13 protein-coding genes are annotated in these 12,699 nt (G+C 68.4%); 9 read left to right on the top strand and 4 right to left on the bottom strand.

All coding sequences use genetic code 11. The annotated features are described in order from the left end of the window. Positions 1-33: 33 nt before the first annotated feature. The 3 genes from purM (at position 34) to C0012_RS09740 (ending at position 3,090) form a co-directional block, all read left to right on the top strand. On the top strand, positions 34-1,167 hold the full coding sequence (gene purM / locus C0012_RS09750; RefSeq protein ID WP_110589799.1) for a phosphoribosylformylglycinamidine cyclo-ligase: 1,134 nt from the start codon (positions 34-36) through the stop codon (positions 1,165-1,167). 7 nt (positions 1,168-1,174) lie between these two features. Then, entirely contained in the window at positions 1,175-2,650 is a 1,476-nt protein-coding gene (gene purF / locus C0012_RS09745; RefSeq protein WP_110589798.1) for an amidophosphoribosyltransferase, read from the top strand. Between the two features lie 68 nt (positions 2,651-2,718). After that, complete coding sequence (locus C0012_RS09740; RefSeq protein ID WP_110589797.1) at positions 2,719-3,090, top strand: TIGR02611 family protein; 372 nt, start codon at positions 2,719-2,721, stop codon at positions 3,088-3,090. On the opposite strand, the gene C0012_RS09735 is transcribed toward C0012_RS09740, so the two are convergent. After that, on the bottom strand, positions 3,091-3,669 hold the full coding sequence (locus C0012_RS09735; protein WP_110589796.1) for an HdeD family acid-resistance protein: 579 nt from the start codon (positions 3,667-3,669) through the stop codon (positions 3,091-3,093). A gap of 129 nt (positions 3,670-3,798) precedes the next feature. Further along, positions 3,799-4,557 carry a MerR family transcriptional regulator gene (locus tag C0012_RS09730; RefSeq protein WP_110589795.1) on the bottom strand — a complete coding sequence of 253 codons (759 nt, stop codon included), beginning with the start codon at positions 4,555-4,557 and terminating at the stop codon, positions 3,799-3,801. A gap of 170 nt (positions 4,558-4,727) precedes the next feature. On the opposite strand from C0012_RS09730, the gene C0012_RS09725 reads away from it, so the two are divergent. Together C0012_RS09725 and C0012_RS09720 are read left to right on the top strand one after the other, a co-directional pair. Continuing rightward, entirely contained in the window at positions 4,728-5,588 is an 861-nt protein-coding gene (locus C0012_RS09725; protein ID WP_110589794.1) for a DUF4097 family beta strand repeat-containing protein, read from the top strand. Continuing rightward, entirely contained in the window at positions 5,588-6,187 is a 600-nt protein-coding gene (locus C0012_RS09720; protein ID WP_110589793.1) for a PadR family transcriptional regulator, read from the top strand. The genes C0012_RS09725 and C0012_RS09720 overlap by 1 nt, the downstream gene beginning before the upstream one ends. A gap of 215 nt (positions 6,188-6,402) precedes the next feature. On the opposite strand, the gene C0012_RS09715 is transcribed toward C0012_RS09720, so the two are convergent. Together C0012_RS09715 and C0012_RS09710 are read right to left on the bottom strand one after the other, a co-directional pair. Further along, positions 6,403-7,392 carry a CU044_5270 family protein gene (locus C0012_RS09715; RefSeq protein WP_110589792.1) on the bottom strand — a complete coding sequence of 330 codons (990 nt, stop codon included), beginning with the start codon at positions 7,390-7,392 and terminating at the stop codon, positions 6,403-6,405. After that, positions 7,385-7,921, bottom strand: coding sequence for an RNA polymerase sigma factor (locus C0012_RS09710; RefSeq protein ID WP_162621913.1), 537 nt, complete (start codon positions 7,919-7,921; stop codon positions 7,385-7,387). The genes C0012_RS09715 and C0012_RS09710 overlap by 8 nt, the downstream gene beginning before the upstream one ends. Before the next feature lie 128 nt (positions 7,922-8,049). Here C0012_RS09710 and C0012_RS09705 point away from each other — a divergent pair, with 128 nt between their 5' ends. Genes C0012_RS09705 through C0012_RS15580 form a run of 4 tightly spaced genes read left to right on the top strand, consistent with a single transcriptional unit; the run spans position 8,050 to position 12,612 of the window. Continuing rightward, positions 8,050-8,490, top strand: coding sequence for a hypothetical protein (locus tag C0012_RS09705; protein WP_110589790.1), 441 nt, complete (start codon positions 8,050-8,052; stop codon positions 8,488-8,490). A gap of 2 nt (positions 8,491-8,492) precedes the next feature. Next, a complete protein-coding gene (locus tag C0012_RS09700) occupies positions 8,493-9,416 on the top strand; it encodes a hypothetical protein (RefSeq protein ID WP_110589789.1) in 924 nt (307 codons plus the stop codon). After that, complete coding sequence (locus tag C0012_RS09695) at positions 9,413-10,585, top strand: peptidoglycan-binding protein (RefSeq protein WP_110589788.1); 1,173 nt, start codon at positions 9,413-9,415, stop codon at positions 10,583-10,585. Before C0012_RS09700 ends, C0012_RS09695 begins: the two co-directional genes overlap by 4 nt. Beyond that, positions 10,585-12,612 (top strand): ABC transporter ATP-binding protein/permease, encoded by a 2,028-nt coding sequence (locus C0012_RS15580; protein WP_110589787.1) that lies wholly within the window; start codon positions 10,585-10,587, stop codon positions 12,610-12,612. Before C0012_RS09695 ends, C0012_RS15580 begins: the two co-directional genes overlap by 1 nt. The last annotated feature ends 87 nt before the right edge of the window (positions 12,613-12,699 follow it).

Below are 12,699 nucleotides of genomic sequence, written 5' to 3'. Positions count from 1 at the left end.
AGCGCCTCGATCACCAGCCGGTAACCTGGAGCCGTGACTTCCCCCTCTTCGTCCGCTGAGGCGCCCCGGTCCACCTACTCCGAGGCCGGCGTCGATACGGCGGCAGGCGACCTCGCGGTCGAGCTCATGAAATCCTCCGTACGCGCGACGCAGGGGCCCGAGGTCCTCGGCGGCGTCGGCGGATTTGCGGGTCTGTACGACGCGAGCTTCCTCAAGGAGTACCGCCGCCCGCTGCTCGCGACGAGCACCGACGGCGTCGGGACGAAGGTCGCGATCGCGCAGGCGATCGACAAGCACGACACGATCGGCCAGGATCTCGTCGGCATGGTTGTCGACGACATCGTCGTGATGGGCGCCAAGCCGCTCTTCATGACCGACTACATCGCGTGCGGCAAGGTCGTCCCGGAGCGGATCGCCGACATCGTGCGCGGCATCGCCGAAGCGTGCAGCGCCACGGGGACGGCGCTCGTGGGCGGCGAGACGGCCGAACACCCGGGGCTCCTCGGGCCGGACGACTACGACGTCGCGGGCGCCGCGACGGGCGTGGTCGAGGGTGACGACATGCTCGGCGCGCACCTCGTGCAGCCGGGCGATGCGGTTCTCGCGCTCGCTTCGAGCGGGATCCACTCGAACGGCTACTCGCTCGTGCGCCACATCCTGAAGAACGCCGGGCTCGGCTACGGCGATCGCGCCGACGACCTCGGCGCCACGTGGGGCGAGGCGCTGCTCGAGCCGACGCGGCTCTACACATCTCCGCTCCTGCGGCTCGTCGAGGCGCTGCCCGGATCCGTTCACTCGCTCAGTCACGTCACGGGCGGCGGGATCGCGGCGAACCTCGCGCGGGTGCTGCCCCAGGGGACGCGGGTCGATGTCGATCGATCGACCTGGAGCCCGAGCCCCGTGTTCCGCACGCTGAGCGATGTTGCCGGCACGAGCCTCGAGCAGGCCGAGGGAACCTGGAACCTCGGCGTCGGATTCTTCGCCGTGGTGTCGCCCGACCAGGTCGACGCTGCGGTTGACGCCCTCGCGGGAGATGGGATCCCGGCCTGGCAGGCGGGCGTCGTCGAGGCCGGCGAGGCCACCGGAGACGATTACGAGCAGGGCGCCAAGGGGGTCGACGGCGGCGCCGTCCGGCTCGTCGGCGCATACGCGGACGGAGCGAAGTAACCCACCCATGTGCGGCATCGTCGGAGTGGTCGGTCGCGGCCACGTCAACCAGGACATCTACGACGCACTTCTGCTCCTGCAGCACCGGGGCCAGGATGCCACGGGCATCGCCACGACCGAGGCGAACGGCGTCATGCACATGGCGAAGAACAACGGCATGGTGCGCGAGGCCTTCCGCACGCGCGACATGCGATCGCTGCTGGGCAATGTCGGCCTCGGACACGTGCGCTACGCGACGAAGGGCACGGCGTCGAGCGAAGAGGAGGCTCAGCCCTTCTACGTCAACGCCCCGTACGGCATCACGCTGATCCACAACGGCAATCTGACGAACACGCGTGAGCTCGCCGTCGAGATGGAGAGCCGCGACCGGCGTCACCTCAACTCGTCAAGCGACACCGAGCTGCTGCTCAACGTGCTCGCGAGCGAGCTGCAGGCGACGACGAGCACCGTCGACCTCGACGCCGAGCGCATCTTCCAGGCCGTCGCCCGGACCCACCGGCGGATCGAGGGCGCATACGCGGTCATCTCGTTCATCGCGGGCTACGGGCTGCTCGCGTTCCGCGACCCGCACGGGATTCGCCCCCTCATTCTCGGCCGCCGCACGGCGGGTCTCGCGGGTGATGAATGGGTGGTCGCGAGCGAGTCGCTCGTGCTCGAGAACGGCGACTACGAGGTCGTCCGCGAGGTTGCGCCCGGCGAAGCCGTGTTCATCACGAACGACGGGGAGCTGTTCTCGGAGCAGTGCGCGGACGATCCGATCCTCGCCCCGTGCTCCTTCGAGTACGTCTACCTCGCGCGCCCCGACTCGGTCATGAACGGGCAGAGCATCTACGAGTCGCGACTCCGCATGGGCGAGAAGCTCGCCGCGACGGTGGCGAAGCACATCCCCGAGGGCGAGATCGACGTCGTGATGCCGATCCCCGACTCGGCGCGGCCCGCGGCGATGGAGGTCGCCCGCGTGCTCGGCATCGACTACCGCGAGGGGTACTACAAGAATCGCTACGTCGGTCGCACGTTCATCATGCCGGGGCAGGCCGCGCGCAAGAAGAGCGTGCGACAGAAGCTCAACACGATGTCGACGGAGTTCCGGGGCAAGAAGGTGCTGCTGATCGACGACTCGATCGTGCGGGGCACGACGAGCCGGCAGATCATCCAGATGGCGCGCGACGCGGGCGCCGAGACGGTGTCGTTCGCCTCGGCAGCGCCGCCCGTGCGCTTTCCGCACGTCTACGGCATCAACATGCCCTCGGCGACGGAGCTCATCGCGCACGGTCGCACGATCCCCGAAATCCGGGATGAGCTGGGCGCCGATCATCTCGTCTACCAGGAGATCGAGGATCTGCGGGCGGCGATCGTCGAGGGCGCGGCGGCAGGCGGCGTCACGCTCGATGATCTCGACATGAGTTGCTTCGACGGTCGCTATGTGACCGGCACGGTCACGGACGAGTACCTCGAATGGGTCGCGGCGACGCAGGGGTCCTGACGCGTCTCATCGAAGATTCTCGGGACATCCGGATCCCCTTCGGAAGCGGCCCCGGTTAGCGTCGGGACATGACACCCGACACGATCCAGGTCGTCGAGATCCGCGAGGCGCCCGCGCGCGGGCGGCAGAATGAGGCCGCGGATCCGCCGCGTCCCCGCGCATTCGTCCGGGCCGGCCGAGCCGTGCGCCGCGCGATCGCGCGCAATCGCTGGGTCGACCTCGCCTATCGGACCCTTGTTGGCCTGATCGGCACTGTGCTCGTGATCCTCGGGCTCATCATCGTTCCCCTGCCCGGCCCGGGGTGGCTCATCGTCTTCGGCGGACTCGCGGTGCTCGCCACCGAGTTCGGCTGGGCGCAGCGACTCGCGCACGCGCTGCGCGTGCGGCTCGAGCGTTTCTGGGCATGGTGGAAGGCGCGCCGGGCCGCCCGGCGCGCCTGACTACTTCTCGAGCGTTGCGGCGCGGACGATGCCGATGACGCCGAGGACGACCAGCGTCGCCCCGAGGAAGATCCACAGCCAGAGCGCCGTGAATGCGGGCGACAAGATGACGAACGCGCCGGCGAGGATCCCGATGATCCCGTAAGCGATCGTCCAGCCCTTGTGGGGTCGTTCCGCTCCCGGCCATGCCGTGTCGGCGACGCCCAGCGAGAAGAGGGCGACGACGCCGTCGATGATCCAGGCGATGCCGATGAAGGTCGTCACGATCACCGCGAGAAGGAGCGTCGTCTCGCCCAGATTCAGGAATGAGACCACGCCAGCCGCGAGGAACACGAGACCGAGCACGATGAGCCCGGCTCGGGTCCACCCGCCGGTGCCGCGGGAGAAGAAGCCGTACGCGAGGTGCAGCAACCCGCCGATGATCGCGTAGATCGCGACGAGGATCGTCACTGCGACCGCGGACTTGACGGGCCAGACGAGCATCACGACGCCGAACACCAGCGAGATGATGCTGCCGATGAGGATCGCGGTGCGCAGGCTCTGTCGCAGGCTGTAATCAGGACGGAGATCGGACGTCATGGTGCCGACGTTACTCCGCCCGCGGGCGGCCGCACCACAACGCAGTCAATTCGGCCACATCGGGCTGGTCGATCCCCGCCGTTTCGCGGAGATCGAGCTGCCTGGGGTGCGAATCGACTGCGTTGTGTTTCACGCGCGGCGGTCGGCCCACGCGTGCAGCGCATCGCGTACGAGCGTCGCTCCTTCCGCGCCGCCGTAGTTCTTCCCGAACCGCGGGTCGGCAACGTACATATCGCCGAGACCGCGTACGTAGGCGCCCAGCTGCGCCGGATCCTGCGCCGGCGTTCCAGGGATCGAGCGCAGCCAGTCGACATGGCGCTCGGCGAGAGCTTGCGCCTCCTCAGATGCGGGATCCGTTCCCGCCTCGGCCGCGCGGGTCCATGCCTCGCTGAGCTCGCGGGTGGTGCGCTGGAATCCCGCGCGCTCATTGTCGTCCAGACCCCGCCACCAGGCGTCGCCCTGCCTGTACGCGTCGGCGCCCCAGCGCTCGGTGACCTCGTCCTTGTACTGCGTGTGGTCGAAGCCGTCGAACATGTTCTGATCCATGGGATCTTCCCCTCTCTCGATTCGTGCGACCGTCTGCTCGACGGCGGCGATCTGCCGGTCGATGCGGTCGCGTTCGGTGCTGAGCCACGTCAGGTGCGTGCGCAGGGCGCGGGACTCGTCCGCCTCATGCCCGAGAACGTCGGCGATCTGCGTCAGTCCGAGGCCCAGCTCGCGCAGCAGCAGGATCCGCTGCAGGCGCACGAGCTCCGCGGATCCGTATCGGCGATAGCCGTTCGCACCCGTGCGGCTCGGGCGCAGCAGCCCGATCTGGTCGTAGTGACGCAACGTCCGGCTGGTCGTGCCCGTGAGGCGCGCGACCTGTTGGATCGACATCTCGTTCATCCGCTTCTCCCGTCGTGGTGCACTCCACGGTAGAAGTTGACGTTGCGTCAAGGTCAAGCGGTCGTTCCTGTGAGTTCGTCGAGCACGATGGCCAGACGCGATACATCGTGTTTAACTCGAGTTATATCTCGAAACCATGCCGGGGGTCCGGCAGAACAAGGGGGACGAACATGGTGCAGGAGAAATGGATCATCCAGCCGGGTGAGGCGCGCGTGATCGACGTCGCCGACGTCACGCGCCTCAAGACAGCGCTGGTCGGCGGGCAGATCGACATCATCGGGCACGACGAGGCGCACGTGCGCGTCGAGGTGCACAGCGTCGCGGCGAAGGAGCTGCGCATCGAGGTCACCGGCACCGAGCTCGAGATCGACCATCCGCAGCTGCGCTGGGACAACTTCCTCAAGGCGTTCGGGCATTTCGGATCCTCCGGGCCGCGCGCCGAGATCAGCGTCGCCGTGCCGCGCAGCATCGAGCTGTCGCTCGCCGTCGTCTCGGCGAACGCGCTCGTCGCGGGGCTGGAGGCCGATGCGACGATCAACGCCGTCTCGGGCGACGTGCTCGTCGACGGCATGACGGGCGATCTCAACACCCACGCGGTGTCGGGTGATGTGCAGGTGCGCGGGCTCGTCGGGGCGTTCTCGAGCGACATGGTCTCGGGCGACATCGCCGTCTCGGGCGAGGTGTCGAAGACCGACGTCAACACTGTGTCCGGAGCCGTCTTCATCGACGCGACGGGGCCGCTGCAGGAGGCGAGCCTGAACACGGTTTCGGGCGCGACGACGCTGCGACTCGACGACGACTACGCCGCGAGCTACAGCATCCACACGCTGAGCGGCCGCGTGCAGGTCGACGGCGTCGCGCGCTCGCGGAACCACGCGGGTCACGCGGGCGTCCTGTCGGGCATGTTCGCCGATGTGCGTGCGAACTCGGTCGGCGGAGACGTCACCGTGCTGCGGCGCGGGGGGCGCGCGCCCGCGCCCTCGGTCGACGACGAGGTCCAGTGGCCGACCGCCCGCGAGGAGCAGAACTGATGGCCCCCGTCTTCGGTCACGGCGATCTGCGGCTCTACCTGCTGAGTCTGCTCGACGAGAAGCCGCTGCACGGCTATGGCATCATGCAGGCACTTTCCGAACGCACGGGAGGCACGTATACCCCGAGCGCTGGCACGATCTACCCGCGCCTCGCGAAGCTTGAGGACGAGGGCCTCGTCATCAAGACGACCGAGGGGCGCACGACGACGTACGAGATCACCGACGCCGGCCGAGCAGAGGTGCGCGAGCGCGCCGAGGACATCGAGGGTATCCAGGACGGGCTGGCCGACTCGGTGCGGATCATCGCCGACGGCGTACGCCAGAACGTGCGTGAGGCGATGAAGAGCCTGCGGGCCGATCTCGCCGCGGCATCGAACGCGCAGACCGAGGAAGAGCCGCCGCAGGAGGATCCGCGCCAGGCGTCCCGCGCGCAGCAGGCGCGCGCCGAGACTGCGCTGAACGCGTTCCGCGGCACGGTGCGCGCCGATCTGCGCACGCACGTCGCACGCGGAGGGACGCTGTCCTCGGACCTGGTCGACGCCCTCCAGCGCGACCTGGACGAGGCGGCCACCCGCCTCCGCGAGGCCCTCGGCCGCTGAGGCTGGATTCTCGGAAACACAACGCAGTCAATTTCGGCCCGCACAGCCTGGAACAGCCCTTCTTGGCCCCGCGTGCGCCGGATCGACTGCGTTGTGTTGTCTGCGCACGGAGGTGCTCCTGCACAACGACGCCAGAATTTGCCCGACTCGTCCCTGAGACCGGTTCCACGGGTCGGTGGTGAGAAAAATGGCGTCGTTGTGTACGAGGTGGACTCCTACTGACGCTCCCATGCTGCGTAGTGGATGACCGCGGGCGACTCGATATCGGTGCGGGTATCGCCGATGTAGATCGTCTCGGTGGCGAGGATCTTGCCCGTGTCGGGCGAGACGATCAGCAGCGTCTTGTCGCTGCCGTCCCCGCGGTCGTTCGCGCTGAAGGCGATGCCGTCGCGACCGAGGCGGTCGGTGACCTCTCCCTCGACGGTGATCCCATCGAGCCCGGCGAGGAAGCGGAGAGCCGCGGCTTCCTCGGCAGCCGACGGGATGCGGTCGTTGATGAGTGTCGTGACGGCTCCGAAGTAGAAGACGGTCGATGGGCCGTCCTCGTCCAGCATGAACGCGAGGTGATCGGCGATGAGGTCAGGATCCGTCGGGAACGGGTCGCCGAGCGTTCGGCCCGCGTACATCCCGGTGCGGGAGTCGTACTCCTCGAGGAGAGTGCCGGGAGCGGGGAGCTTGTCAGCATCAGGGCCCGTGAGCGGCTCGCCCACGTAGTCCCAACGCTGCACGTGGCCGTCGGCGAAGAACTGCTCTTCGGTGACGGTCGGCGCAACGACATCGTGTCCGTAGTAGCCATCGAGCTGCCACGAATGACTCTGGATCGTGAATGGAGGATCCGGTGCCTTGATCGGTTCGCTTTGCGCGCGGACACTCGCAAGCTTCTCAAGTTCCGCTTGCGCAGTCTCGGGCACAGAAGATGCAGCGAGCAACGGCGGCGTCGCGGCGACCGCGGTCTGCTGCGGAGACGGACTGATGCCCGGCGCGAAGATGGCGACGATCAGCACGGCGGCGGCGCCGAGGGCGAGCGACGTCGCGCGCCAGCGCGGACGCCGCCGTGCTCGACGTCGCCTCACGGGCTCGCGCTCGACCTCGTTCTCCGCCGCGAGGATCCGGCGCAGACTCTCCTCCGCGCGGTCCGTCAGCGGGAGATCGCGACGGCTCGTTCCGGGCTTCGCCTGGCGGATCAGGTCGTCAACGTCATTCATGTGTCACCTCCATCGGTTGTCGCAGGTCTTCCAGCGCGGCGCCGGCCGCTTTTCGCGCCCGCTGCAGGCGCTTGCGCGCCGTGGCGGGTGTGCAGCCGAGGATCTGCGCGATCTCGTCTCCCGTGAGTTCCTCCCAATACGCCATGTAGATCAGCTCCCGCTGCTCGTCGTCGAGATTCCGGATTCGCCGACGCACCTCCGAGAGTTGATCCTCGCTGTCGGCGCTGGGAACGGTGATGATGTTCTCACCGGCCTTCTCCAGCAGCGCGAGTTGGCGCTGTCGCCTCTGATACTCGTTCCCGACGACGTTCCGTGCCGTCGTATACAACCACCTCAGGTCGACGCCATCACCGGCCTGTAGTCGCTCCCAGGCGAGGGTGAACACGTGCTCCGTCAGGTCCTCCGCCGTCTCGAAACTGCTCACGCGGTGCTCGATCGTCGTGAGGATCGTCCGATACCGCTCGCGATAGAGGTCCACGAATCGCCCGCGCGCTTCTGCACGCGCGCGTCCACCCGAACCCCGCCTCACGTACCCATTGTTTGCCGACGCGCCGAATGTGTGACAAGTCCGTTCGGAAGTCACAGAACCGCTGGGTCGGCAAACAAGCCGTATGACCCGCGATCACACGGGTCGTCAGCAATACGAGAGGACACAGCATGTCTCAGAGGACTTCGATCCGCAGGCGCCTCGCCACTTGGCTCGTCGCCGCGCTCGCCTCCGCCGGCGCCATCTTCGGCCTCGCGGCTCCGGCGAGTGCCGCGCCGCAGGACTACTGCGATTCGGGAACCGCCTGCGTGTGGGACGACCCGAGCTACAACACGAATGGCAACTACGGCGCACTGCTCTGGTTCGAGTTCTACGTCGGGAACATGTCGAACTACAACTACCGTGGCACCTCGATCACGGCGGGCAACACGGCTGACTCCTGGTACAACAACGGCAACAGCTCGACTGCGTGTTTCTACGATCACGCGTACTACGAACCGAGGAGCACACGGAAGTGTCTCGAGAGGGGAACCGGTGATGGCAATATCGCGAACCAGGCGGGCCTGATTCAGAACGTCACGTGGGACCCGAACTCCGCGAAGTTCATCTAAACATGAGCTTCGGCCCCTTCAAGGCGCGATCACAAGGGGCGGCCGTGTTCGTGGCCGCCGCCGCGATCCTCATCAGTACCTCGGGCTGCGCTCCATCTGCGGATGGAGGCAACGCGGGTGGGGCGGTCACGCTTCCGAGTAAGAACGTTGAGGGCTGGACTCTTCCGCTCGACGACTTCCTTTTGTCCGACATGCAGTTGAAGAAGAGCTCCTACGCGGGCGCGCTACTACTCAGCGAGTGCCTCGCGCGGCAGGGGATCGAGATCGCTGTCCCGTTCGTCGACTTCGATGCTGCGTATGGCGATCAGGTGCACAAGCGCTCGATGCTGACGCGAGGTCTGGCAGAAGAGGTTGGGTACCGAGGCCCAGATTCTCGTACCCCCGCGGGGATCGCGGCGTGGGAGGAGTACCGGACCACGCAGCGGTCTGACGTCGAGCTCAAGGCGATGGATGCGTGCCGGACGGAGCTCGGCGACGAGATGCCGTCGTACGGCAACGACGTTGTGAACTTCACGTCGAGCTTCGCAGCTTCTGCGTTTCAGGGCGCGGCTGCGAGTGGCGAGGTGACGACCGCGGCCGACGCCTGGCGCGAGTGTGTTGCTGCTTATGGTGTTGAGGACCTCCCCGATAGTCCCTACATGATGCCGTCCGAGTCAGTCCGCATACGGTTTGGCCTCAACCCCGCCAAGGACACACCTCCAGCGCCATTGACGCAAGCGGAGATAGATCTCGCGCTCGCAGACGTCGACTGTCGCGAGTCATCGGGCTATCACCAGGCGCTCTACGACGCGATCTGGGAGCGGGAAGCCCGGCTGCTCGAGGAAAACCAGGCCGCATTCGAAGAGCAGCGCGCCGCGATCGAAGCGACCGATGCCGAGATCGACCGCATCATTGCGCAGTACGCGACCGCGGGCGGATCCTCGTGATCCACGGCACGGCGGATCCTCGACGACGGCGCCCGGTCATCACGGGCGTCGTCGTCATCGTTGCCGGCGCCGTGATGCTCGCGGCGGGGTGGGCGATGGCGAGCGCCTTCCGCTCGCCGGCGCAGATCGCCGCGGAGGCGGTCGCGCCCGAGCCGTCGACCATCACCGCGCCCGTGACACAGGGGATGCTCGCCGACGTGATCAACGCCCAGGGGACCGTCGCCGCGTCCGGGCGCACGACGGCGCCCATCGGATCCGCGGACGGCGCGGGGGTCGTCACCGCGCACCCCGTCACCGAGGGCGACGCGATCGCGGCAGGCGACGTCGTGCTCGAGGTGAGCAACCAGCCCGTGTTCGCGATGCCGGGCACATTTCCGTTCTTTCGCGACATCGCCGACGGCGATACGGGGCGCGATGTCGAGCAGCTGCAGGCCGCCCTCCGGGCAGCCGGCTTCGATGTCGCGGCCGACGGCGTGTACGGGCCGGGAACCCAGCGGGCTGTACGCGCTCTGTACGAGCAGGCCGGTTATGCCGCGCCGACGCTCGAGGTCGCTGAGGAGACGGCGCCGGAGAGTCCCGAGGAGGAAAGCGGATCCGGCGAGGACACGGAGGAGCCGCCCGCTCGCACGACGATCGTCGCGCCCGCGTCGGCGTTCGCCGTCACAGGATCCCTGCCCGCGACGGCGCTGTCGCTCCCGCCCGTCGGCGCGCTCTCGGGCGACGCCTCGATCGCATTCGCGAGCGGGGATCCCGTTGTCACCGTGAGCGTGCTCGAAGCGACAGCCGCGCTGCTGGAACCCGGGTTCGGCGCCGAAATGCAGCGCGGCGGCGAGCCGATCCCCCTGACGCTCGAGCGCATCGGAGAACCGGATGATGAGGGCGGCGTCGCGCTCACCTTTCGTGCCGTGGTCGACGGATCCCTCGCTGATGCGATGGGGGAGGACGCGGTCGTCGCCGTCACGCGCAGCGTCGTCGCGGATGACGCGCTCCTCGTCCCGAGCACGGCAGTCGCCTCGCGAGGCGACGTCCGCTACGTGCTGCGTGAGGCAGGCGACGGTGACTTCACCGAGGTTCCCGTCCGCGAACTCGGCACGCTCGACGGCACGAGCGCGATCGAGCCCAAGGGCGACGACGCTCTCGCCGTCGACGACTTCGTGAGGATCCCGTAGTGCCGCGGCTTTCCCTCCGGCGGATCGCGAAGCACTATGGGGAGGCGCCGCGCGTCGACGCCCTGCGTGGGCTCGATCTCGACGTGCCGCAGGGCACGTATCTGGCGATCGAGGGCGAGTCGGGCGGCGGTAAGTCGACGCTGCTCAACATCCTCGGTCTGCTCGACGCACCTTCCTCGGGCGAGTACCACCTCGATGAGGTCGACGTGAGCCTCCTGAGCGACGGCGACGCGGCCGCGCGGCGATCCGACTACATCGGGTTCATCTTTCAGAGCTTCCACCTGCTTGACCGCCGCCCGGTCGTCGACAACGTCGAGCTGCCGATGCACTACCGCGGTGTCCCGACGGAGGAACGGCGCGGGCGCGCTCTACGCGCGCTCGATGCCGTCGGCCTGTCGGAGTTCGCGTGGACCACGCCGCGCACCCTCTCGGGCGGCCAGCGCCAACGTGTGGCGATCGCCCGCGCGCTCGCGTCCGAGACGCCGATTGTGCTGGCTGATGAGCCGACGGGCAACCTTGACAGCGAGAACAGCGCCGCCGTGCTGCGCAGCTTCGAGCGACTGCGCGATGTCGGCACGACGCTCGTCGTCGTCACGCACTCGGAACAGGTCGCCGCGCACGCCGAACGGCGAATCCGCGTCGTCGACGGCCGAGTCGTGGAAGACGCGAGCCACCCCGCCGATGGGTCGCCACAAACGGGCAGTCGGCCGCCGTTTTCACTCGCACTTTCTGGCGACCCATCGGAAGGGTCGCCAAGAAACGACACTCGGAGCGCGCCGCAGATGGCGCCCGCGGGGGAGCCGCGTGGCGAAGGTGTCGCGGGGTCACGCACGGTGTCGACAGCGCGCGATGTCCCGCCGGGGCGGGCGTCGCACGTGCGGTTCCTCGCCGGCCTCCGGGATGCGTGGGCGAACGCGGTGAGCCGTCCGGGCCGCGCCCTCGGCCTCGTCGCGACGGTCGCCCTGTCGCTTGCGCTCGTCGTCACGACCCTCGGGCTCGCGGCTTCGGCCCAGACACAGGTATCGAGCGAGTTCGACGTCGTCACGAGCCGCGACGTGTCGGCGCGCGTCGACGGCGACGGGGTATCGCCGGCGATCCCGCGCTCGACCGGCGTGACTCTCGCCGCGCTTGGCGAGCTGAACGGGGTCGCCGCCGCCGCGATCCTCGCCGACGTCGGCTCGCGCGGCGTCCGCGTCGGACCGCCGCGCGGGGCTGTGTCCACCGGCACGCTCCTCGGCACGGGAGAAGTGGAGGAAGCGCTGCGACTCGACGTCGCGTGGGCAGGCGACACGACGCGCGAGCTGACCGCCGACACGGCGATCGTCGGCGCCTACCTCGCGGACAACCTCGGCCTCACCGCCGTCGATCTTGAGCCGACGATCGACGTCGACGGACGCACCGTCACCGTCGTCGGGATCATCGACGACTCGCCGCGCGCGCCCGACCTCATGGGCAAGCTGGTGCTCGGATCCGACGCCGACCGGATCCCGACATCGACCGTTACGGCCTACGTCGTCACTGACACGGGTGCGGCGCACCAGGTGGCCGGTGAGATGCCGCATGTGATGGATCCGCACCACCCGGACGCACTGCAGATTGACCAACCCGTCGAACTGAACAGCGTCCGCGCCGGCGTGGAGGAGAGCATCGCCATGAGCATGACGATCCTCACGATCGTGGCTCTCATCGCTGCGACCGCCTCGGTCGTCATCGCATCTGTGACATCGGTCGGCGAACGGTCGGAGGAGATCGGTCTGCGGCGCGCGATCGGCGCGCGACGGAGCCACATCAGCGGCATGCTCACGGCAGAGTCGATCGCCGTCGGGCTGATCGGTGGGCTCGGCGGCGTCGCGCTCGGGATGGGGGCGATCCTCGCCCTCACGATCGCCCGGCGCTGGACGCCCGTCTTCGACCCGGTGCTCGGACTCGTCGCGGTCGGCGGCGGCATCTTCATCGCCTGCATCGGCGCGCTGGCGGGCGTGATTCGCGCGAGCCGCATCCAGCCCAGCGACGCGCTGAGATCCTGAGTCAACGACACCCCCCCCAACACAACGCAGTCAATTCGGCCGCCGCACCCGGGTTCTGCCGGCCCTGGGCCCCGCGTGGGCCGGATT

It is taken from the genome of Microbacterium suaedae (assembly GCF_003254645.1).
GTDB classification, from domain to species: domain Bacteria; phylum Actinomycetota; class Actinomycetes; order Actinomycetales; family Microbacteriaceae; genus Microbacterium; species Microbacterium suaedae.
Note: the sequence above shows the minus strand (reverse complement) of the source record. Positions and strands in the feature narration are given on the sequence as shown.